Consider the following 22,193-nt stretch of genomic DNA (forward strand, 5'->3'; position numbering starts at 1 on the left):
GAGGAAATATAATGAAAAAAGCGGGGATTACAGCAGATAAAGAATATATCATCGGTGAAGTGGACAAACGGATGTACGGATCATTTATAGAACATATGGGCCGGGCGGTGTATGAAGGCATTTATGAGCCCGGACACCCGAAAGCCGACAAGGACGGCTTCAGAACAGACGTGCAGGAGTTAATCAAGGAATTGCAAGTGCCGTTCATCCGCTATCCGGGAGGGAATTTTCTCTCGGGCTACAATTGGGAAGACGGCGTCGGGCCGGTGAAGGACCGCCCGCGGAGGCTAGATTTGGCATGGCAGGCGACAGAAACGAACGAAGTAGGGACGAATGAATTTTTAACGTGGGCGAAAAAAGTGAACGCCGAAGTGAATATGGCGGTCAATCTCGGGACGAGAGGGATCGATGCCGCCCGGAACCTCGTCGAATACTGCAACCATCCTGAAGGGTCATACTGGAGCGACTTACGAAAATCGCACGGATATGAAAAACCTTACGGCATCAAAACATGGTGCTTAGGAAATGAGATGGACGGCCCTTGGCAGATCGGTCATAAAACGGCGCATGAATACGGACGGCTCGCCGCTGAAACGGCAAAGGTGATGAAATGGACGGACCCGACGATCGAATTGGTGGCTTGCGGAAGCTCAAACAGCGGCATGCCGTCCTTCATTGAGTGGGAGGCCGAGGTGCTTGAGCATACGTATGAGCATGTGGATTACATCTCACTGCATACGTATTACGGCAACCATGAAAATGATCTTGAGAACTATTTGGCGAAGTCGATGGATTTAGACCATTTTATTAAATCCGTCACAGCCGTATGTGATTATATGAAAGCGAAAAAACGCAGCAAAAAAACGATTCACCTTTCTTTAGATGAATGGAATGTGTGGTATCACTCAAATGAAGCGGATAAAAAAGTGGAGCCATGGATTACGGCCCGGCCGATTCTCGAAGACATCTACAATTTTGAAGATGCGCTGTTGATCGGTTCACTGCTGATTACGATGCTGCAGCATGCGGACAGACTAAAGATCGCCTGTCTCGCCCAGCTTGTCAACGTAATTGCGCCTATTATGACTGAAAAGGGCGGAGAAGCATGGAGACAGCCGATCTTTTACCCTTACATGCACGCCTCTGTCTACGGGAGAGGGACTTCAATGAAGCTGCTGATCACCTCCCCGAAATACGACTCAGCGGATTTTACGGATGTGCCGTATGTTGATGCCGCGGCCGTTTACCATGAAGAGGATGAAGCACTGACCATTTTTGCCGTCAACAAAAGCAAGGAACTGATGGAAACGGAGATCAAACTGAGAGGGTTTGAAGATTACCGCATCATTGAGCATATCGTGCTGGAGCATCAGGATATGAAAGCGACCAATCAAAAAAACAGAAATGAAGTCACGCCTCACTCCAACGGGACGTCTTCCGCAAACGCCGAAGGAATAACGGCTCATTTTAAGCCGCTGTCCTGGAATGTCATCCGTTTATCAGGAAAATAGCGTTCCGAAAAGCCGGGCTGCGCCGCCGGCTTTTTTTTACGCAAAAATCATCTACTGTTATCTGATAATTGTGATAATATTTAGAAAAAGAGAAAAGGGGCTGGGATTAAATGAATGCGATTACAATCGTCATAGCGTCTATATGTATTCTGGCGATCGCCTATCGGCTTTACGGTACCTTTATGATGGTCAAAGTATTAAAAATCAATGATCAGACACCGACTCCGGCCCATGTGCTTGAGGATGGGAAAGATTATGTGCCGACGAATAAGTGGGTGTCATTCGGCCACCACTTCGCGGCAATCGCCGCTGCCGGCCCGCTTGTCGGACCGATTCTGGCAGCTCAGTTCGGCTATCTGCCCGGGCTTTTATGGCTGTTAATCGGGGCGGTGATCGGAGGAGCCGTGCACGATATTGTCGTATTGTTTGCATCAATGCGGAAAAACGGGAAAACGCTTTCTGAAGTCGCCAAAGAAGAGCTTGGCCCGGTGGCGGGCTTTTGCACGGGTCTTTCCATGCTGTTTATCATTACGATCACGATGGCGGGGCTGTCCATGGTTGTGCTGCACGCGCTTGAGAAAAACCCGTGGGGAACGTTTGCGGTGGGGATTACGATTCCGATCGCGATGGGGGTCGGCGTCTACTATAAAAAAACGGGCAATCTCAAACTCGCATCAACTGTCGGGTTTCTTTTGTTAATGGCCGGTGTTGTCATCGGGCCGCGGCTGCAGACAACGGCTCTCGGGGACATGCTGACACTGGATGCGAAAACGCTTGCAGTGGCGCTTCCTGTTTATGCGTTTTTCGCCGCGGCGCTTCCGGTTTGGCTTTTGCTGGCTCCGCGTGACTATTTAAGCAGTTTTATGAAAATCGGGGTTTTTGCCGCTTTGATCGCAGGCGTCTTTTTCGTCAATCCCGCCATTAAATTTCCGGCCGTAACGGAGTTTATTCACGGCGGAGGGCCGGTGATCGCGGGTCCTGTCTGGCCGTTTATTTCAATAACGATTGCCTGCGGCGCCATTTCGGGCTTTCATGCATTTGTCGGTTCCGGCACAACGCCGAAAATGCTGGATAAATGGAGTGATATAAAGCCGGTTGCTTTCGGAGCAATGCTTGTGGAATGTCTCGTTGGAATTATGGCGCTCATTGCAGCTGCCGCTCTTGAGCCCGCCGACTATTTTGCTATAAACAGCACGCCTGAAATATTCCGCACCCTCGGGATGAATGTCGTCCATCTGCCTGAATTGAGTAAAGAAATCGGGCTCAGTCTGGAAGGAAGAACGGGCGGCGCTGTTACGCTTGCCGTCGGAATGACGTATATCTTTACGGAGATTCCGTTTTTCAGTCATTTGGCTTCATACTTTTTTCAATTCGTCATTATGTTTGAAGCGGTGTTTATTTTAACGGCGATTGATGCGGGAACCCGTGTCGCCCGGTACTTGATTCAAGAGTTTTTCGGAGAGGTCTATAAGCCGCTGAAAAAAACAGACTGGCTGCCGGGCTCGATTTTCTCAAGCGCGCTCGCCTGCCTGCTGTGGGGCTATCTTCTGTATTCGGGCGACATCAGCTCCATTTGGGCGCTGTTCGGCGTATCCAATCAGCTTATGGCGTCTGTCGGCTTAATTATCGGTGCGACCGTCGTATTAAAAATAGCCGATAAGCGGCGCTATATGCTGACATGCCTGATTCCTCTCGCTTATTTGTACGTGACCGTCAACTATGCGGGTTATTGGATGGTGCGGTATGTGTATTTGAACCCCGAAGCGGCGGGATACAACGTGCTGAATGGCGTTTTATCCATTATCATGCTCATTCTCGGGCTTGTGATTATCATTGCGGCTGTGAAAAAATGGGCGAATGTATGGCGTGATCCGAGTGCCAGACTGGAAGCTTCAATACCCGGATAAATCCGCGGCCGTCCGAACATTGCAGCATCATAAAAAAGCAGAGAGCCGATCGGTCTCTCTGCTTTCATCTTATGACAAATCCGCCGCTTCCAAAAGGTAATCCGCCAAATGAACCGCGCGGACACGGCCTGTTAATCCTTCGCGTAAAATGCCGAGCTGCATTTGCAGAAGGCATCCGGGATTGGCTGTCACGATGACGGCCGCCTCCGTTTTTCCGGCGGCTTTCATCTTACTGTCTAATATTTTCATAGACATCTCTGACTCTGTTATATTATAAATTCCCGCCGACCCGCAGCAGCTGTCGGCCTTTTCCATTTCTCTGTACTCAGCCCCTTTAATGCTTTTCAAAAGCGTGCGCGGTTCCTCTGACGTATGCATCACATTGCGGAGATGGCAGGAGTCCTGATATGTGACGATATGAGGAGACTGCGCCCGCAGGTTTTTTTGATGGAACTTCAGATCAACCAGTACGGATGAAAAGTCTTTGAGCTTCCGGGCGAATTGTTCGGCACGTTCCGCCCATCCAGGTTCATCTTTCAGTAAATGCGGATATTCCTGAAGAAAGGCGCCGCATCCGCCGGCGTTTGTAATGATATAATCAGCGTCAAGCGCCTCAAAAGCCGCGATATTCCGCTTGGCCAGTTCTTTTCCCATCTCTTTTTCTCCGCTGTGCCCGTGAAGCGCGCCGCAGCACGCCTGGCCGTCCGGGACCGCGATTTCACACCCGGCCGCCTGTAAAAGCGCCGTTGTCGCATGATTTGTCGCTAAAAACATCGTATCCATTAAGCAGCCCGAGAAAAAAGCGGCCCGTTTTTGGACGGGACCCGCGGCAGGAAGAAAACGCGGCCTTTCCTTCATGTCTTTCCGTTTCGGGGCGGGCGGGAGCACTTGTTCCATTGTGCGCAGATGTTCAGGCAAAACGCGCAGCATACCGGTTTTTCTGACGGCGGTCTGCAGTCCCGATCTTTGGTATATTCCGAGAAGATTCACGGCTGTCTGCATGCGGTTTTGGTGAGGGAAAAGCCCGGTGAAGGCGGCTTTCCGCAAGAGACGCACGCCCGGCTTATGTTTTTTATTTTGATGAATGATATCCCTCGCTTCTTCAAGCAGCTGTCCGTAATTGACCCCTGCCGGACAAACGGGCTCGCATGCCCGGCATCCGAGACACAGCGAAAGTGAGCGCTCGACATCTTCATCCGGCTCGATCAGTCCGTCTGTGACGGCTTTCATCAGGGCGATCCGGCCGCGCGGCGAATGGGATTCTTGAAATCCCGATTCAATATAGGTCGGACAGGAAGGAAGGCAGAAGCCGCAGCGCATACAGTTCAGCAATTCACCTTCATCCATGCGGTTTTTGAATTCTGTTTGAATTTGTTGCTGCTCTTTAGCCGTTGTCATTTCATCACCACCACGCGTTTCCTTGATGAATTGGCGAATATTTTTCCCGGATTCAGCAGATTTTGGGGATCAAGCGCTTGTTTGATCGCTTTCATGGCGGTGATGCCTTCTGTTTTCAGCTTCATTTCTAAATACGGCGCTTTTACGATGCCGACCCCGTGTTCACCCGTTATCGTCCCGCCCAGCTCAATCGCTCTTTCAAAAATGGCGGCAAAAGCTTTTTCGACACGTTCCATCTCCTCTGTATTTCGGATATCGGTGGTGCATGTCGGATGGAGGTTGCCGTCTCCGGCATGGCCGAATGTGCAGATGGACAGGCCGTATGTTTCTGCAATCTCGTTAATGGCTTTGACCATGCTGGCAATTTGTGATCTCGGCACGGTCGCATCTTCCAGAATCGTTGTCGGTTTCAGCCGGGCAAGGGCTGATAATGCGGACCGTCTGGCCTCTGTAAGCGCGAATGCCTCTTCCTCGGTTTCAGCCGTTTGGACGGATACGGCGGCTCCGTTTTTACAAATCGCTTCGATTTTTTCCATATCTCGTCTGACCGTTTCGGTGTCACCGTCCTGTTCGATCAGCAGCACCGCTTTTGCGTCGGTCGGAAGCCCGATCTTGGCGTAATCTTCAATGACCTGCAGTGTCGGCTGATCCAGAAATTCGAGTGTCGCCGGAATGATTTTTTCAGCGATGATGGCAGAAACCGATTCCGCAGCCGCTTCAATATGTTCATAGAGTGCAAGCAGCGTTTTTTTCGTTTCCGGCTTCGGAACCAGCTTTAAAGTCGCTTCCGTCACAACGCCGAGCGTCCCTTCTGATCCGACGAAAAGCCGGGTCAGATCATAACCGGCGACATCCTTTGTCAGCTTTCCTCCTGTGCGGATGATATCGCCTGAAGCCAATACGGCTTCAAGGCCGAGGACATAATCCCGGGTGACGCCGTACTTCAAACCGCGCAGCCCGCCGGAATTTTCATTAATATTCCCGCCGATTGTCGATATTTTCATGCTGCTCGGATCAGGCGGATAAAATAAACCTTTTTGTTCAACCGCACGGATCATATCTTGCGTAATCACGCCCGGCTGGACGGTTGCCGTCAAATTTTCTTCATCGATTTCTAGAATGCGGTTCATATGTTTGAATAAAAGCACAAGCCCGCCTTCAGACGGACATGTGCCGCCGCACAAGTTTGTGCCTGAACCCCTCGGCACGATCGGAATGTCATGCCTGCTGCAAATCGTTAATATACGGGACACGTCATTCGCACTGCGGGGGGCGATTACCGCATCCGGCATGGCTTGCAGCTGAGGAGCCGCATCATAAGAATACACAAGACGGCCCGCCGCCGAATCATCATAATTCTCCTTCCCGACCGTCCGGATGAACGCTTCTTTTGCCTCTCGTGAAATCATGTTCTCCCAACCTCCCTGATAAGAAAAGCGTTTTCATTTAATTGTAAAGAAAAACGATTCCGCACACTATGGAGAAACATATGAAAAATGTTGATATGATTACGTGCTTTTTGTATGTTGATCTAAAAAGCGCAGCGCCAAATAAAAAGCCGCTATGTCTTCAGGGCGGTCCAGCTTCATATTTGTCAGTGATTCCAGTTTGGAAAGACGGTAGCGCAATGTGTTGATATGAATATGCATGTCGTCGGCGGTGCGCTTTAACGATAATTGCCGGTCGAAAAAGGCGCGCAGCGTATCCAGAAGTTCTTCCCGGCCGAGTACATGCTCGAGAACCCGCCGTGAAAATTCCGACCTCGTGCGGGGTGTGATATCGGCAAGACACATATCCAGTTTTAAATCTTCTTCAAAGACGGCCTGCTTGTCACCGATTCCGGCTGAAAGTGCTTTATCTGCCTGTTCGTATGATTCCGTGAGGCGCTCTCCCGGAACGATCCGTCCGATGCCGGCGGTGACAGGCTGCCCAAAAACGGCGCCGATCTTTTTAATGAGCTGTGTTTTGGAAGCCGAATTTGCTTCATGATTAATGAGAATGCGTTCATTTCCCCAGCGGACAAACAGGTCTTCAGGGCATTCGTACTGCCAGAGCCGCCCGAGCTCCTCCGCTTTATATTGCTCATAACGGCCTTGAATGAGTATGATCCGGCGGTATGCATGAAGGTCTGCGCCGATGAGCTTTGCTTTTTCTAAAAAGCCCGGAGACCATTCTTTCAGCTGCAGCCAATCAACCATAAAGGATTCAAGCATTCTCGCACGCCACTGCGCTTCTTCCATATGGCGCGTTTCTTTAATAAACAGCTCCGTCATTTTTCTGAGCAATTCTCCGAAAGGCAGGATATCGTCAGGGTCTCCTGTCAGGCCGAATACTCCGATCACTTCATGGCCTGAAAAAACGGGGAGGTTCAGTCCTGCTTTTACGCCCTCGAGCCGTTTTTCATCTTCTTTCGTAATGATGACATTCCGTTTTTCGCGCGCGCAGATCAGTGCGCCTTCATGAAACCATCCGGCGCGCGCCTCGTTGGTGCCCGCGATGATCATCCCTTTTGTATCGGCAATAATCACTTCGCGGCTGTACATATGTTTGACTTCGGCAATCAATTTCTTTGCCAGTTCCGGCTGTAACTGCATGGCGATCCCCCTCGCCATTATTATACAAAAAAAACCGGGTGTCCCATCACCCGGTTCATGCTTATTGCGCAGGTTTTAATCCGCCTTCAAGTGTTTTGAGCATTTCATTTTTTTCTGAGTCCGACGCATGCTGCCAAAGAACTTCGAATAAGACGCCGAGGCCCGGAAGCATTTTTTCTTCACCGCTTTGGATGGCGTCAACGATCGTATGCTCCAGCTGATCCTGGTTATTGCCGGTTACATTGGCAATAACGGCGTTGCGTAAATTAAGATCCATTACAACCGCTCCTTTTTCTGAATGTGATACGCATATTCTTACCGCGCACGCGGTTTATTATGTGCTGTTCTTAAGATATAATAACAACATGCATGAAAAAAGGAGAGCACAGACATAAAGTGAAACGAATCGACTCTGCAAAAAACCAAAAAGTGAAGGACTGGAAAAAACTTCACACAAAAAAAGAGAGACTTAAAACGAATACATTTCTGATAGAAGGAGAGCATCTGGCAGAAGAAGCGCTCAAATCAAAGGGAACGGTAAAAGAAATTCTCGTAAACGATGAGAGCGCCATCCCGGCCGATCTGGACATGAGCATTCCGTGCTACGTGCTGAGCGAAGACGCGTTTTCAGCCGTGACGGAAACAGAAACGCCGCAGCGGATCGCCGCGGTCTGCCATATGCCGGATAGGCAGCCTGATCAGCTGAAGCGGCTGCTTCTGATTGATGCCGTGCAGGATCCGGGGAATTTAGGAACAATGATCAGAACGGCAGATGCGGCGGGAATCGACGCCGTTGTCCTTGGTGAGGGAACAGCAGACCCGTACAATGGAAAAACGCTGCGTTCAGCACAAGGTTCTCATTTTCATATTCCCATTTTGAAACGTCCGCTTGATGAGTTTACCGTTGAGCTGAAATCACAAGGCGTCGCGATCTACGGCACGGCGCTTGAAAACGGTGCGGCTTATCAAAGTGTGAAGCCTGAAGAATCGTTCGCGTTAATCGTCGGGAACGAGGGGGCGGGAGTGGACGCCGGCCTTCTGCAAAAAACGGATCTCAACCTGTACGTTCCGCTGTACGGGCAGGCGGAATCGCTGAATGTGGCGGTAGCGGCCGCCATCCTCGTTTATCATCTCAGAGGATAGGTTGCGAAAAGCCTTGGATTTCACTATAATAGATAGCAATAATGTAAAAACCGTGACAGAGGACGTCAATTTTTGCACACACTGCCTTCCAGGGAGAAAATGCCGCTGACTGAAAGCATTTTTATCGCAGCACAAAAATTGATTTTCACCTCTCGAGTTGTCACCGGGACCGCGCCAAACGCGCGTAAAGGTGAACCGGAACGATCGTTTCCGTTATGTCAATGAAGCTGTCGGCAGATGAAGTCTGCCTTAAAAAGGGTGGTACCGCGGCCACAACTCGTCCCTTCTCTCAAGGGGCGGGTTTTTTTGTTTTCTGAAAAAGGCATAGAACGGTTTGGTTTACATAAAAGGAGGATGCATGATGGAAGAGAAGCTTAAACAGCTCGAACTGGAAGCTGCAGAAAAAGTAGAAGCGGCGGGTTCATTAAAAGAAGTTAACGACATTCGGGTGCAATATCTCGGAAAAAAAGGGCCGATTACAGAAGTTCTCCGCGGCATGGGCAAACTGTCCGCCGAAGAGCGCCCGAAAATGGGAGCGCTCGCCAATGAAGTGAGAGAGCGCATTGCAGCAGCCATTACGGCGAAAAATGAACAGCTTGAACAAGAAGAGATGAATAAAAAACTCAGCAGCCAGACGATTGACGTCACATTGCCGGGCAGTCAGGTAAACATCGGCGGACGCCATCCGCTGACGGTCGTTATTGAAGAAATTGAAGATTTATTTATCGGCATGGGATATACCGTCGAAGAAGGCCCTGAAGTGGAAACGGATTATTACAACTTTGAGGCGCTGAACCTGCCGAAGGAACATCCTGCCCGCGACATGCAGGACAGCTTTTACATTACAGAAGAAATGCTGATGAGAACGCAGACGTCACCGGTGCAGACGCGCACGATGGAAAAGCATAAAGGAAAAGGCCCTGTCAAAATCATTTGTCCCGGTAAAGTGTATCGCCGCGACAACGATGACGCGACACATTCCCATCAGTTCATGCAGATCGAGGGTCTCGTCGTCGACCGCAAAATCAGCATGAGCGACCTGAAAGGCACGCTTGAATTGGTCGCCAAAAAAATGTTCGGCCAAGACCGTGAAATCAGGCTCCGTCCGAGCTTTTTCCCATTCACAGAGCCTTCTGTCGAGGTGGATGTGACCTGCTTTAAGTGCGGCGGACAAGGCTGCTCCGTCTGCAAAAAAACAGGCTGGATCGAAATTCTCGGCGCCGGCATGGTTCACCCGAACGTGCTGAAGATGGCTGGATTCAATCCTGAGGAATACCAGGGTTTCGCTTTCGGAATGGGTGTTGAACGTATCGCGATGCTGAAGTACGGCATTGAAGATATCCGCCATTTCTATACCAATGATGTCAGATTCATTTCGCAGTTTAAACAGGCGTAAGAGGAGGATACACATGTTTGTTTCTTATAAATGGTTAGAAGATTACGTTGACTTGCAGGGAATCGATCCGGCCGTGCTTGCAGAAAAAATTACGAGAGCCGGTATTGAAGTTGAGGGTATCGAGTATAAAGGGGAGGGCGTAAAAGGCGTTGTCATCGGACACGTGCTTGAGCGCGAACAGCACCCGAATGCCGACAAACTCAACAAATGCCTTGTTGATATCGGTGCGGAGGAACCCGTGCAGATTATCTGCGGCGCCCCGAATGTTGAGAAAGGACAGAAGGTTGCCGTTGCAACGGTCGGAGCCGTGCTTCCCGGCAATTTCAAAATTAAAAAAGCCAAGCTGCGCGGCGAAGCGTCTCACGGCATGATCTGTTCCCTTCAGGAGCTCGGCATTGAAAGCAAGCTCGTGGCGAAAGAATATGCGGAAGGCATTTTCGTTTTTCCGAATGATGCTGAAACGGGAGCTGACGCAATGGCGGCCCTTCAGCTTGATGATGCGATTTTAGAATTGGGTTTAACGCCGAACCGCGCCGACGCGATGAACATGCTAGGCGTGGCTTATGAAGTTGCGGCTATCCTCGGCGCAGAGGTAAAGCTTCCGGAGGCTTCATATGAAAAAGCGGCAGGAAAAGCGGCGGATGCTGTTTCCGTTAAGGTTGAAGATACGCAGGCCAATCCGCATTATGCCGCAAAAATCATTAAAAACGTCAAAATCGGCCCGTCACCGCTTTGGATGCAGACGAAGCTGATGAATGCAGGCATCCGCCCGCATAACAACGTCGTGGACATTACAAACTTCGTCCTCCTTGAGTACGGACAGCCGCTTCACGCTTTCGATTACGACCGGTTCGGTTCAAAAGAGGTCGTCGTCAGAAAAGCGGCGGAAAACGAAACCATCGTAACGCTGGATGAACAAGAGCGAAAGCTGTCAAGCAGCCATTTGGTCATCACAAACGGAAAAAAAGCGCAAGCCGTTGCGGGAGTCATGGGCGGAGCTGAGTCTGAAGTCCGTGAAGACACCACTGCGATTTTACTGGAGGCCGCTTATTTCGACGGACAGACCGTCCGCAAAGCGTCGAGAGACCTCGGATTGAGAAGCGAAGCGAGCGCCAGATATGAAAAAGGCATTGATCCGGCCCGCGTTTTGCTGGCGGCTGAACGGGCCTGCAGTCTCATTCAGGCATATGCCGGCGGAGAAGTGCTCTCAGGCACGGTTGAAGAAAACCATCTGAAAATTGAAGCAAACAATATTCACGTGTCTGTTGAAAAAGTGAACGCCGTGCTCGGCATGACAATCGCTAAAGAAGAAATCATCAGCATTTACAAGCGCCTCGGGTTTGCAGTCGGTGAAGCTGAAGACGTTCTCGTCGTAACGGTGCCGTCGCGCCGGGGAGATATTAGAATAGAAGAAGACCTGATTGAAGAAGCGGCGAGATTGTACGGGTATGACAATATTCCGTCCACGCTTCCGGAAACGGCCGGCACGACAGGCGGCTTGACACCGTATCAGGCAAAACGCCGGAAAGTGAGACGTTTCCTTGAAGGAGCGGGTCTTTCACAAGCGACCACTTATTCATTAACGAATGATAAAAAAGCGGCCGCTTTTGCGATCGAAAAATCATTCAACACGATGCTTGCTCTGCCGATGAGCGAAGAAAGAAGCATTCTCAGACACAGCCTCGTGCCGAATCTTCTTGAAGCCGTTTCATACAATCTGGCCAGACAGACTGATTCCGTTGCTTTATATGAAACGGGTTCTGTATTTCTGACGAAAGAAGAAAACACAAAACCGATTGAAAAAGAACGGGTTGCCGGAGCTGTAACCGGATTGTGGCGCAAAAATTTATGGCAGGGTGAGAAAAAGCCGGTTGATTTCTTCGTCGCCAAAGGAATCGTTGAAGGCCTGCTGCATCAATTGAATGTGTCAGACCGGGTTGAATTTGTCCAGTCAGAACGCAAAAACATGCATCCCGGCCGGACGGCAAACATTCTATTGAACGGTTCGCTTGCCGGATTTATCGGCCAGGTGCATCCGGCAATGGAAAAAGAGCTGGATATCAAAGAAACGTATGTGTTCGAGCTTGATCTGCACGCGCTTCTGACCGAGGAAACAGAACCTGTCGTGTATACGCCGATTCCGAAGTACCCGTCCGTCACGCGCGATATTGCGCTTGTGGCAGATAAAACCGTTACAAGCGGACAGCTTGAAGCCGTGATCAAAGAAGCCGGCGGCGCGCTGCTGAAAGAAGTCACCGTGTTTGATGTGTACGAAGGTGAGCATATGGAAGAAGGCAAAAAATCCGTCGCCTTCTCGCTCCAATATGTTAACCCTGAACAAACATTGACAGAAGAAGAAGTGACAAAAGTTCATGAAAACGTGCTGAAAGCGCTGGAAGAAACGTATCAGGCCGTATTAAGAGGATAAAGAAAAAGCTTGCAGATCACTCTGCAAGCTTTTTTATTATGACCGCTTCCGTTCAACAAGGCGTTTCGCTTTTTGCGTATTGGCAAAATGAAGTTTGGTGAACGTTCTGAGCGCACCTTCTCCCTTATTGATGATCAGCTTGGCGGCAGCTTCATCGACATGCGGCCCCGCGCCTTTCGGAATCGTCATCCCAGCCTCACGGGAAAGCTTATCCATTTCAATTAAGAAAGAATATCGCGCAATGATAGAGGCTGCGGCGACGGAAAGATGTATGCTTTCCGCTTTCGTGCTGAAAAACGTTTTTTCTTTTACGATATCCCGTCCGGAAAGATGCTTAAAATAAATGCCGGGCTCTGCGAATTGGTCAATCAGAATCGCTTCCGGTTTAACGCCGTTCATTTTTCTCAGCAGATTGGAAATCGCCTGATTATGAAGGAGCGCCTTCATTTTTCCTTGGCTCATGCCTTTTTCCTGCATCTGATTGTATTTTTCGTTTTTTAACACAAGCAGGCTGTAAGGAATGGTTTTAATTAACAGTTTGGCGATTTCAATAATCTGCGGATCTTTTAAATCCTTCGAATCCTTCACACCGAGTTCTTTCATTAAAGAAAGCTTTGATTTGTCGGCGTAAGCGCAGGCAACCGTTATCGGCCCGAAGTAATCGCCTGTTCCGACTTCATCAGAGCCGATCACTGACATGGAGGCAATGCCCGCCGGGGGAGCGTAGAGCGGGTCGGCCGCTTTTTTGACGGTTTTCTTTGCTTTCGGCGCCTCAGCCGTTCCCCAGCGGGCCGCTTCTGTGCCGGCGTTTTTTCCTTGAAAGAGAACCTTGCCCGAGCGGTAGGCTGTAATGGTACAGCCCGGAGGCTTAGCCTGGAAGACGGCGCCCTTCGGAACGGCGGGAGTAAGGGAGCCGGCATAGGATTGTTTCATTTGTTCCATAGCGGAAGCGGATACTTTTATAACAGAATGGGACACGATATAATCTCCTTTTTTGGCACTTTTCACTGTATATACCAGTGTATCATAACAGCCCGAGGCTCGTCTTTCCATTCAAACGATAATCGTGGTATGATAGGAACTAGGATTCTCGCGGAATGGAGGAGAAACGTTGTCTGACGGCAAAAAAACCAAAACGACAGTAAACATTTACGGCCAGCACTTCACCATTATCGGGGAAGAAAGCAAAGCGCATATGCGCCATGTGGCCGGAGTGGTTGATGATAAAATGAGAGAAATCAACGAGAAAAATCCATATCTTGATATAAATAAGCTCGCTGTATTGACTGCGGTCAATGTCGTGCATGATTATATGAAACTGCAAGAAAAATATGAAATACTGGAGCGGCAGCTTAAAGAAAAGGAATGAACACCATATGATAGATATCATCATCTTAGTTCTGCTCTTAATGGGCACATTGCTTGGATTAAAAAGAGGATTTATCCTCCAATTTATATATTTAACGAGTTTCATCCTCTCGATTGCGTTTGCGGCGCTTTTTTACAAAAACCTGGCCCCGCATCTGAGCTTTATACCCGCGCCTGATTTTTCCGGCGGGCAGGCGGCTCTGTCTTTTATTAAAGGAAACGTAGAGACGGCTTATTACAACGCGATCGCGTTTGTCATTTTGTTTATCATCGCAAAGATTCTGCTTCGGATTATCGGAGCGGCGCTTAATATTATCGCCGGCATTCCGGTCATTAAACAGATCAATAAACTGCTGGGCGGGGTGCTCGGATTTCTGGAAGTCTATTTATTTGCGTTTATCCTGTTATACGTCGCATCCGTACTGCCGGTAAGCGCGCTTCAGGATATGCTCGCACAATCGACGCTTGCAAATATCATCACACATCATACGCCGTATCTGTCAGGGCTCCTGCAAGAACTGTGGGCCCAGTACGGGGCATAAAAAACTTCTCTTGACCGGAGAAGTTTTTTTCAAGCTCTGCGTCAGTTGTGCCGGAGGAGAAAAATTTGTATGATGAGAAGCAGGAAACGACTGGGGGTTAACAGTATGCATAAAAAAGATATCATCAGGCTGCTTGAAACGATTGCGGTCTATATGGAACTGAAAGGGGACAACCCGTTTAAAATATCAGCCTTCCGAAAAGCGGCAGCGGCGCTTGAGCAGGATGACCGCAGCCTGTCGGAAATCGACGACATGATGTCTTTATCCGGAATCGGAAAAGGCACCTACGGCGTCATTCGTGAATATATGCAGGAAGGTGTGTCCGGCACGCTTCTCCAATTGCAGAAAGAAGTTCCGGAAGGCTTGGTTCCTCTTTTGAAGCTTCCGGGCCTCGGCGGCAAAAAAATCGCCAAGCTGTATCAGGAACTGGGCGTTCATGACGCGGAATCGCTGAAAGAAGCATGCGAGCAGCAAAAAGTACAGGGGCTCGCCGGTTTCGGCAAAAAAACGGAGGAGAAAATCCTCCAGGCTCTCGGAGAAGCCGGAAAACAGCCGGAACGGTTTCCGATCGGCTATGCGCTCAGCATTGCTTCAGTAATTGAAGAACATTTGGCCCGGCTGACGGATATTCAGAAATATTCCCGGGCCGGCAGTCTCAGAAGAGCGCGGGAAACCGTAAAAGATCTCGATTACATTATCGCTACAGATCATCCGGAGGCTGTCAGAGAACAGCTTCTTTCCCTCCCGAACGTAAAAGACGTGATAGCGAGCGGGGATACAAAAGTATCAGTCATCCTGACCTTTGAATATGAGACGAGTGTGGATTTCCGGCTTGTGACAGAGGAACAGTTTGCCACCACACTGCATCATTTTACCGGTTCTAAAGATCACAACATTAAAATGCGCCAGCTGGCGAAAGAGCGCGGTGAACGGATCAGTGAATACGGAGTAGAAACCATGGAAACGGGAGACGTCAAAACATTCCCGAGCGAAGAAGCGTTTTACGCCCACTTCGGTCTGCCGTTTATTCCTCCTGAGCTCAGAGAAAGCGGGCAGGAGGTCGACACGTACCGGGAAGAAACGGATCTTGTGGAGCATAAAGCGATAAAAGGCGATCTCCACATGCACTCAGCCTGGAGTGACGGCGCTTTTTCCATCAGAGAAATGGCAGAAGCGTGTATGGCAAAAGGCTATCAGTACATGGCGATCACCGACCATTCCCAATATTTAAAGGTAGCCAACGGGTTAACGGCCGAACGGCTCAAAAAACAGGCGGAAGAAATTGACGCGTTAAATGCTGAATTTGAAAATTTTCATATTTTTAAAGGCGTAGAAATGGACATTCTCCCCGACGGTTCGCTTGATTATGATGACAGTGTTCTGTCGGAAATGGATCTTGTCATCGCGTCTATTCATTCAAGCTTCAGCCAGCCGGAGCATGTCATTATGAAACGGCTTGAACAGGCGCTGACGAATAAGCACGTGGACATTATCGCCCACCCGACGGGACGCCTGATCGGCAGACGGGCCGGCTATGAAGTCGACATCGACATGCTGATTGAACTCGCCGCCAAAACAAATACGGCGCTTGAACTGAATGCAAACCCCGCGCGCCTTGATTTACGGACTGAGCATCTGATCAAAGCAAATGAAAAAGGCGTGACTTTGGTCATTAATACCGATGCCCATAATATCGAGATGCTCGATGATATGAAAACGGGCGTGACCGCAGCGCGCAAAGGGTGGACGGAGACAAAACATGTGTTAAACGCCCGGCCGCTACACGAGGTCAAAGCATTTCTGACGCGCAATGATTAAGTAAGGAGGATCACAAAACCGTGCAGCAAAAAGTGTTATCATCACTTGAATTTCATAAAGTAAAAGAACAGATTACCGCACATGCCGCCTCATCGCTCGGCCGGGAGAAGCTTCTGCAGCTGAAACCTTTGACGGATCTCTCAGACATCCAAAAACAGCTGGATGAAGTCGAAGAAGCATCCGCGGTCATGCGCTTGAGAGGCCATGCTCCGTTCGGCGGTCTGACCGACATAAGATCCGCTTTACGGCGGGCGGAAATCGGCAGTGTGCTGACGCCGGCGGAATTCACCGAATTGTCCGGGCTGCTGTATGCCGTTAACCAAATGAAGCATTTTATCAGCCAAATGACAGAAGACGGCGTCGGCATTCCGCTGATACAGGCCCATGCAGAAGAACTGATTACATTAGGCGATTTGGAAAGGGAGATTAACTCCTGCATTGATGACCATGGTGAAGTGCTTGATCATGCGTCTCCTGCTTTAAGGGGAATCCGCACGCAGCTCAGGACGCTTGAATCAAGAGTCAGAGACCGGCTTGAATCGATGCTGCGTTCATCTTCCGCTTCTAAAATGCTGTCTGACACCATCGTTACGATTCGGAATGACCGCTTTGTCATCCCGGTCAAACAGGAATACAGATCAAGCTACGGCGGAATTGTCCACGATACATCTTCATCCGGTGCGACACTGTTTATTGAACCGCAGGCGATCGTAGATATGAACAACTCGCTTCAGCAGGCGAAAGTAAAAGAAAAACAGGAAATCGAACGGATTCTCCGGATGCTGACGGAGCATACGGCTGAACACACACAAGAAATCGCTCAAAATGTGGAAGTGCTGCAGACACTGGATTTCATTTTCGCTAAAGCGAGATACGCAAAAGCGATGAAGGCGACAAAACCACTCATGAACGGAGACGGTTTTATCCGTCTTAAAAAAGCACGCCATCCGCTGCTGCCCCAAGATCAAGTCGTGGCCAACGATATTGAACTGGGCGGAGATTACTCAACGATCGTTATCACGGGACCGAATACGGGCGGTAAAACCGTTACGTTAAAAACACTCGGGCTGCTGACGATAATGGCGCAGGCAGGATTGCACATACCGGCTGATGAGGGATCGGAAGCAGCCGTATTTGACAATGTGTTTGCCGATATCGGCGATGAACAGTCGATCGAACAAAGTCTGAGTACGTTCTCATCCCACATGGTCAATATCGTCAATATTTTAAAAGACGTGTCTGAAAACAGTCTTGTGCTGTTTGATGAACTCGGTGCCGGAACAGATCCGCAGGAAGGAGCGGCGCTTGCCATGAGCATCCTTGACGAAGTTCACCGGACAAACGCCAGAGTGCTTGCGACAACCCATTATCCGGAACTGAAAGCATACGGATATAACAGACAAGGCGTCATGAATGCCAGCGTTGAATTTGACATTGAAACGCTTTCGCCTACCTATAAGCTTCTGATCGGAGTGCCGGGCCGAAGCAACGCATTTGAAATCTCAAGACGCCTTGGGCTTCCGGAGCATATCATCGGCCAGGCGAAGTCAGAAATGACCGCCGAACATAACGAAGTCGATCTGATGATCGCATCGCTTGAAAAAAGCAAAAAAAGAGCGGATGAAGAGCTTTCTGAAACCGAATCAATCAGAAAAGAAGCAGAAAAACTGCACAAAGAACTTCAGCAGCAAATCATTGAGCTAAACGCCCAAAAAGATAAAATGATGGAAGAAGCCGAGCAGAAAGCTGCGGAAAAACTGGAAGCCGCCGCAAATGAAGCCGAACAGATCATCCGCGAGCTCAGGTCCATCAAGCAAGAACACAGATCCTTTAAGGAACACGAGCTGATTGACGCCAAAAAACGTCTCGGAGACGCGATGCCGGCTTTTGAAAAATCAAAGCAGCCGGAAAGAAAGACAGAGAAAAAACGCGAGCTGAAGCCGGGCGACGAAGTAAAGGTGCTCACATTCGGACAAAAAGGGGCGCTGCTTGAGAAAACCGGCGAGAAAGAATGGAACGTCCAAATCGGCATCCTCAAAATGAAGGTGAAGGAAAAAGATCTTGAGTTTCTCAAATCGGCTCCTGAACCGAAAAAAGAAAAAGCAATCACCGCCGTAAAAGGGAAGGATTATCACGTATCCCTTGAACTTGATCTCAGGGGAGAGCGTTACGAAAACGCCCTCAGCCGCGTCGAAAAATATTTAGATGACGCGGTGCTTGCCGGCTATCCGAGAGTGTCCATCATTCACGGAAAAGGCACGGGCGCCCTCCGAAAAGGGGTGCAGGATCTTCTGAAAAACCACCGCAGCGTGAAAAGCTCGCGGTTCGGGGAAGCGGGAGAAGGAGGATCAGGCGTAACGATTGTCGAACTAAAATAAAAAGGGAGTAAACGTCATGAATGCTTTTTGGGAAAATGAGCTTGTTGAAATCGCGGCTTATTACAGTGTAGCCGTCTTGTGTCTCGTCATTTTTCTGACCGTGTTTGAATTGGTGACATCCTATAAAAACTGGGTGGAAATCCAAAAAGGCAATCTTGCGGTGGCAATGGCGACCGGAGGGAAAATTCTCGGTATCGCAAATGTCTTTCAGCACAGCATCGCCCAGCATAATTCGCTTTTGCAAATGATCGGCTGGGGCGTATACGGATTTATTATGCTTTTAATCAGCTATTTTATCTTTGAATTTCTGACGCCCCGGTTTAAAATTGATAAAGAAATTGAAAAAGATAACAGAGCTGTCGGCTTTATTTCATTTGTCATCTCAGTCGGCCTGTCATTCGTGGTGGCCGCCGGGATTTAAGGGGACGGGGAAAAATGGAGAAGCTTGCGAAAGTGCTGCTGTCGGCAGCGGGAATTTTTCTGTTCATCGGACTTATTTATCTGGTCATGACATCTTAATACTGAAAAAAGGCTGCCGAACTAGAATCGGCGGCCTTTTTTATTGAGAATACCAGTTTATGCAGGCCGTATCAGAGCAAATGACGGCTTCCCAACTCATGGCGCGGATGACAGACGGCATGTCTTGATCTTCCATGAGAAAGAGTGTCGTAAAAGAATCATATATGCTCATAAAAGCGGCGCGCCGTTTTTCGTCGGCAATGATCATGTCAGCCCGCAGCAATCCGCATACATCCGAAGCCGCCGTTTGATTGAGTGAAAATATGCCTTTCTCTTCGACCGGCTCATAATAAGTGCAGCGCTTTATGCCTTTTGAACGGAACACATCCAAAAGTCCCGGTATCAAAAATGGCGAAGTGACATCATCGCTCGGCAAGTACAGATCGGGATGATGAAGCCGATTTAACAGCTCGGCGGATTCAGGATGTGCATATTCATCCCGAAGTGCCATGACAGCGCTCATAAGCGCAAGCGCCGTCTCTTTTTCAGAGCGCAATCCGCAAACGGTCATGACGGATTTCCAGGAAACGGGTCTGCCCATCGCGATGATCTCCTCATCACTCGGATATATATGTTCATAAGGCCGTTTGCGCTTTTGCTCTTCCCACCCATCAGGCATCCGGACAAAGGGATGAAGCAAAAAGGCGGCCGACGTAAACGGCTTCGGCAGCTGGCGCAGGATAGGAACTCCTTCTTCAAAATGCAGCGTTTCCAGCAAGCTCAACACCTCCTGAAACTCGAAATTTCACATGAAACGCTTTCCCATTCCAATCACCCTTCTGCTATAATAATAGCGTATAGGAAAACAGAAGGGAGAGGTATTATGCAGTCTGAAAAGCCATGGCTTTCTCAATATCCCGAAGAGATTCCGCATGAGCTTGAATTTACCGATCAAACCCTGCCATCCAATCTGACAAACTCCGCAGCTCAATTCCCGAACCATACCGCCATTTATTTTCTCGGAAAAAAACTCACATTTCAAGACGTTCTCACAGATTCGTTAAAGCTAGCCGCTTTTTTACGCAAAACAGGCCTGAAAAAAGGTGACAGAGCCGCCATTATGCTGCCCAATTGTCCGCAGTCGGTCATCGCTTTTTACGGCGTATTGTTTGCCGGGGGCATTGTCGTTCAGACCAATCCTCTCTACACGGAACACGAGCTTGAGTATCAGCTGAAAGACAGTGCGCCGCGCGTGATCATCACCCTTGATATGCTGTTTCCGAAGGTGATAAAAATGAAAACGTTATCAATCGTCGAACGCATTATTACAACAAGTATAAAAGACTTTTTGCCGTTTCCGAAAAATATGCTGTATACGCTCACGCAAAAACAACAGGTGCATATTGATTATGACGGCTGCGAACAAATTCACAAATTAGCGGATATTTTAAAAAACGAAAGCGCGGAGGAGGCAGAGCCATTTGATATTGACCCTGCGCATGACATCGCCGTGCTTCAATACACGGGCGGAACAACCGGCTATCCGAAAGGCGTCATGCTCACACACCGGAACATTCAGGCCAATACAGAAATGTGCGCCGCCTGGATGTACAAAATGAAAAAGGGAGCCGAAAAGGTGCTCGGCATCGTGCCTTTTTTTCATGTGTACGGATTGACCGCCGTGCTCAATTTTTCCATTATGCAGGGATGTGAAATGATCCTTCTTCCTAAATTTAATCCTTTGGATACCCTGAAAACAATCGACAGGCTGAAGCCGACGGTTTTTCCCGGGGCACCGACGATTTACATCGGGCTGTTGCATCACCCGGAGCTGAATAAGTATGATTTGTCCTCCATTGAAAGCTGTCCGAGCGGTTCAGCGGCGCTGCCGGTTGAGGTCAAACAGAAATTTGAAAAAGTGACCGGAGGAAAGCTTGTGGAAGGCTACGGATTATCCGAAGCATCACCGGTTACCCATTCAAACTTCATTTGGGGAAAAAATAAACCCGGCAGCATCGGCTGTCCCTGGCCCAATACCGACGCCGGAATCTATTCAGAAGAAAAAGGCGGGCTTGCGGGGCCGTATGAACACGGCGAGCTGATCGTAAAAGGCCCTCAGGTCATGAAAGGATACTGGAATAAGCAGGAGGAGACGGCGCGTGTCATCAGAGACGGCTGGCTGTTTACCGGAGATATGGGATATATGGATGAGGAAGGATTTTTCTACATCGCCGACAGGAAAAAAGACATCATCATTGCCGGCGGATACAACATTTACCCCCGGGAGGTGGAGGAGGCGCTTTATGAGCATGAAGCCGTTCAGGAAATCGTCGTAGCGGGCGTCCCTGATTCCTACAGAGGGGAAACGGTGAAAGCATTTATCGTTTTGAAAAAAGGCGCCGAGGCAGATGCCGATGAGCTTGATGCGTTTGCAAGAGAGCGGCTTGCGCCGTACAAAGTCCCGAAGCTTTACGAATTCAGAAAAGAGCTTCCGAAAACGGCCGTCGGAAAAATATTAAGAAGGCGTTTAGTCGAAGAAGAAGATGCTTCCCGTGAAAACAAGGTGCCTTAAAAGAAAAACTTGACAAAATCCGGATTCCTTTTTATCATGAAGTTATGAATGAATAGTCATTCATTTATCGAAGGAAGGAACGATGACATTGAACCAAAAACGGCCAAAGTATATGCAGATTATTGATGCAGCAGTAGAAGTCATAGCGGAAAACGGCTATCACCAATCACAGGTGTCCAAAATCGCCAAGCAGGCCGGCGTTGCGGACGGCACCATCTATTTATATTTCAAAAACAAAGAGGATATACTCATTTCTCTTTTTAAAGAAAAGATGGGCCAGTTCATTGAACGCATGGAAGAAGAAGTGAAAGAAAAAACGACGGCAAAAGAAAAACTCGCCCTCGTTATTAAGCAGCATTTCACACTGCTCGGCAATGACCGCCACCTCGCGATTGTGACCCAGCTTGAGCTCAGACAGTCAAATATCAAGCTGCGCCTGAAAATCAATGATATTTTAAAAGGTTATTTAAACATGCTGGACACCATTTTGACCGAAGGAATCAAGTCGGGGGAATGGAAAGACAATCTCGACGTCCGCCTCGCCCGGCAGATGATATTCGGGACGATAGATGAAACAGTGACAACATGGGTGATGAACGATCAGAAATATGATCTTCCGGATTTGTCAGACAAGGTATTGGAGCTGTTGGTGTCAGGGATTCATCAAAACTAAAGGGGG

At 49.0% G+C, this 22,193-nt stretch carries 18 protein-coding genes; 12 read left to right on the plus strand and 6 right to left on the minus strand.

Annotated features, from left to right (window positions below):
• The first annotated feature begins 11 nt into the window (after nucleotides 1-11).
• Both arfA and cstA read left to right on the plus strand, forming a co-directional pair.
• The gene (gene arfA, locus D5S11_RS06615) at nucleotides 12-1,511 is read left to right on the plus strand and encodes an arabinosylfuranosidase ArfA (protein ID WP_106080219.1); all 1,500 of its coding nucleotides are present in this window, start codon (nucleotides 12-14) and stop codon (nucleotides 1,509-1,511) included.
• Nucleotides 1,512-1,621: 110 nt separating this feature from the next.
• Nucleotides 1,622-3,418 carry a carbon starvation protein CstA gene (gene cstA / locus D5S11_RS06620; protein ID WP_106080218.1) on the plus strand — a complete coding sequence of 599 codons (1,797 nt, stop codon included), beginning with the start codon at nucleotides 1,622-1,624 and terminating at the stop codon, nucleotides 3,416-3,418.
• A 69-nt stretch (nucleotides 3,419-3,487) separates the two neighbouring features.
• Here cstA and D5S11_RS06625 read toward each other — a convergent pair whose 3' ends face one another.
• From D5S11_RS06625 to sspI, 4 genes are all read right to left on the minus strand, one after another.
• Complete coding sequence (locus D5S11_RS06625; RefSeq protein WP_039063380.1) at nucleotides 3,488-4,816, minus strand: (Fe-S)-binding protein; 1,329 nt, start codon at nucleotides 4,814-4,816, stop codon at nucleotides 3,488-3,490.
• Nucleotides 4,813-6,225 carry a glycolate oxidase subunit GlcD gene (glcD, locus tag D5S11_RS06630; RefSeq protein WP_020956174.1) on the minus strand — a complete coding sequence of 471 codons (1,413 nt, stop codon included), beginning with the start codon at nucleotides 6,223-6,225 and terminating at the stop codon, nucleotides 4,813-4,815. Before glcD ends, D5S11_RS06625 begins: the two co-directional genes overlap by 4 nt.
• Before the next feature lie 99 nt (nucleotides 6,226-6,324).
• On the minus strand, nucleotides 6,325-7,410 hold the full coding sequence (locus D5S11_RS06635) for a CdaR family transcriptional regulator (RefSeq protein WP_108724793.1): 1,086 nt from the start codon (nucleotides 7,408-7,410) through the stop codon (nucleotides 6,325-6,327).
• Between the two features lie 61 nt (nucleotides 7,411-7,471).
• Nucleotides 7,472-7,687, minus strand: a complete 216-nt coding sequence (gene sspI, locus D5S11_RS06640) for a small acid-soluble spore protein SspI (protein ID WP_003152527.1) — start codon at nucleotides 7,685-7,687, stop codon at nucleotides 7,472-7,474.
• 119 nt (nucleotides 7,688-7,806) lie between these two features.
• Here sspI and D5S11_RS06645 point away from each other — a divergent pair, with 119 nt between their 5' ends.
• From D5S11_RS06645 to pheT, 3 genes are all read left to right on the plus strand, one after another.
• A complete protein-coding gene (locus D5S11_RS06645; protein ID WP_108724794.1) occupies nucleotides 7,807-8,553 on the plus strand; it encodes a TrmH family RNA methyltransferase in 747 nt (248 codons plus the stop codon).
• A gap of 361 nt (nucleotides 8,554-8,914) precedes the next feature.
• Nucleotides 8,915-9,949: a phenylalanine--tRNA ligase subunit alpha gene (gene pheS, locus D5S11_RS06650; RefSeq protein WP_003152530.1), complete on the plus strand. Its 1,035-nt coding sequence runs from the start codon at nucleotides 8,915-8,917 to the stop codon at nucleotides 9,947-9,949.
• A 13-nt stretch (nucleotides 9,950-9,962) separates the two neighbouring features.
• Nucleotides 9,963-12,377: a phenylalanine--tRNA ligase subunit beta gene (gene pheT, locus D5S11_RS06655; RefSeq protein WP_108724795.1), complete on the plus strand. Its 2,415-nt coding sequence runs from the start codon at nucleotides 9,963-9,965 to the stop codon at nucleotides 12,375-12,377.
• Nucleotides 12,378-12,413: 36 nt separating this feature from the next.
• Here the strand turns inward: pheT and rnhC are convergent, their stop codons facing one another.
• On the minus strand, nucleotides 12,414-13,355 hold the full coding sequence (rnhC, locus tag D5S11_RS06660) for a ribonuclease HIII (protein ID WP_042635405.1): 942 nt from the start codon (nucleotides 13,353-13,355) through the stop codon (nucleotides 12,414-12,416).
• A gap of 133 nt (nucleotides 13,356-13,488) precedes the next feature.
• Here rnhC and zapA point away from each other — a divergent pair, with 133 nt between their 5' ends.
• The 5 genes from zapA (at nucleotide 13,489) to D5S11_RS06685 (ending at nucleotide 18,904) form a co-directional block, all read left to right on the plus strand.
• On the plus strand, nucleotides 13,489-13,746 hold the full coding sequence (gene zapA / locus D5S11_RS06665; protein ID WP_007408114.1) for a cell division protein ZapA: 258 nt from the start codon (nucleotides 13,489-13,491) through the stop codon (nucleotides 13,744-13,746).
• 7 nt (nucleotides 13,747-13,753) lie between these two features.
• Nucleotides 13,754-14,287, plus strand: coding sequence for a CvpA family protein (locus D5S11_RS06670; protein WP_003152534.1), 534 nt, complete (start codon nucleotides 13,754-13,756; stop codon nucleotides 14,285-14,287).
• 105 nt (nucleotides 14,288-14,392) lie between these two features.
• Complete coding sequence (gene polX, locus D5S11_RS06675) at nucleotides 14,393-16,105, plus strand: DNA polymerase/3'-5' exonuclease PolX (protein WP_053104030.1); 1,713 nt, start codon at nucleotides 14,393-14,395, stop codon at nucleotides 16,103-16,105.
• A gap of 20 nt (nucleotides 16,106-16,125) precedes the next feature.
• Nucleotides 16,126-18,483 carry an endonuclease MutS2 gene (locus tag D5S11_RS06680; protein WP_108724796.1) on the plus strand — a complete coding sequence of 786 codons (2,358 nt, stop codon included), beginning with the start codon at nucleotides 16,126-16,128 and terminating at the stop codon, nucleotides 18,481-18,483.
• 16 nt (nucleotides 18,484-18,499) lie between these two features.
• Nucleotides 18,500-18,904 carry a DUF350 domain-containing protein gene (locus tag D5S11_RS06685; RefSeq protein ID WP_003152541.1) on the plus strand — a complete coding sequence of 135 codons (405 nt, stop codon included), beginning with the start codon at nucleotides 18,500-18,502 and terminating at the stop codon, nucleotides 18,902-18,904.
• A 138-nt stretch (nucleotides 18,905-19,042) separates the two neighbouring features.
• Here D5S11_RS06685 and D5S11_RS06690 read toward each other — a convergent pair whose 3' ends face one another.
• Nucleotides 19,043-19,720 carry a DUF2711 family protein gene (locus D5S11_RS06690; RefSeq protein ID WP_007408117.1) on the minus strand — a complete coding sequence of 226 codons (678 nt, stop codon included), beginning with the start codon at nucleotides 19,718-19,720 and terminating at the stop codon, nucleotides 19,043-19,045.
• Nucleotides 19,721-19,825: 105 nt separating this feature from the next.
• Between D5S11_RS06690 and D5S11_RS06695 the strand changes: the two genes are divergently transcribed.
• Nucleotides 19,826-21,514, plus strand: a complete 1,689-nt coding sequence (locus D5S11_RS06695; RefSeq protein WP_047936002.1) for an AMP-binding protein — start codon at nucleotides 19,826-19,828, stop codon at nucleotides 21,512-21,514.
• Nucleotides 21,515-21,602: 88 nt separating this feature from the next.
• On the plus strand, nucleotides 21,603-22,187 hold the full coding sequence (locus D5S11_RS06700) for a fatty acid metabolism transcriptional regulator FadR (RefSeq protein ID WP_007408119.1): 585 nt from the start codon (nucleotides 21,603-21,605) through the stop codon (nucleotides 22,185-22,187).
• The last annotated feature ends 6 nt before the right edge of the window (nucleotides 22,188-22,193 follow it).

This window comes from Bacillus sp. L75 (assembly GCF_003676355.1).
Lineage (GTDB): Bacteria > Bacillota > Bacilli > Bacillales > Bacillaceae > Bacillus > Bacillus velezensis.

What these genes read in the sequence shown, in the direction of transcription:
- arfA (WP_106080219.1), top strand. Translation starts at nt 12, where the DNA reads ATGAAAAAAGCGGGGATTACAGCAGATAAAGAATATATCATCGGTGAA.
- cstA (WP_106080218.1), top strand. Translation starts at nt 1,622, where the DNA reads ATGAATGCGATTACAATCGTCATAGCGTCTATATGTATTCTGGCGATC.
- D5S11_RS06625 (WP_039063380.1), bottom strand. Translation starts at nt 4,816, where the DNA reads ATGACAACGGCTAAAGAGCAGCAACAAATTCAAACAGAATTCAAAAAC.
- glcD (WP_020956174.1), bottom strand. Translation starts at nt 6,225, where the DNA reads ATGATTTCACGAGAGGCAAAAGAAGCGTTCATCCGGACGGTCGGGAAG.
- D5S11_RS06635 (WP_108724793.1), bottom strand. Translation starts at nt 7,410, where the DNA reads ATGCAGTTACAGCCGGAACTGGCAAAGAAATTGATTGCCGAAGTCAAA.
- sspI (WP_003152527.1), bottom strand. Translation starts at nt 7,687, where the DNA reads ATGGATCTTAATTTACGCAACGCCGTTATTGCCAATGTAACCGGCAAT.
- pheS (WP_003152530.1), top strand. Translation starts at nt 8,915, where the DNA reads ATGGAAGAGAAGCTTAAACAGCTCGAACTGGAAGCTGCAGAAAAAGTA.
- pheT (WP_108724795.1), top strand. Translation starts at nt 9,963, where the DNA reads ATGTTTGTTTCTTATAAATGGTTAGAAGATTACGTTGACTTGCAGGGA.
- D5S11_RS06670 (WP_003152534.1), top strand. Translation starts at nt 13,754, where the DNA reads ATGATAGATATCATCATCTTAGTTCTGCTCTTAATGGGCACATTGCTT.
- polX (WP_053104030.1), top strand. Translation starts at nt 14,393, where the DNA reads ATGCATAAAAAAGATATCATCAGGCTGCTTGAAACGATTGCGGTCTAT.
- D5S11_RS06685 (WP_003152541.1), top strand. Translation starts at nt 18,500, where the DNA reads ATGAATGCTTTTTGGGAAAATGAGCTTGTTGAAATCGCGGCTTATTAC.
- D5S11_RS06695 (WP_047936002.1), top strand. Translation starts at nt 19,826, where the DNA reads ATGCAGTCTGAAAAGCCATGGCTTTCTCAATATCCCGAAGAGATTCCG.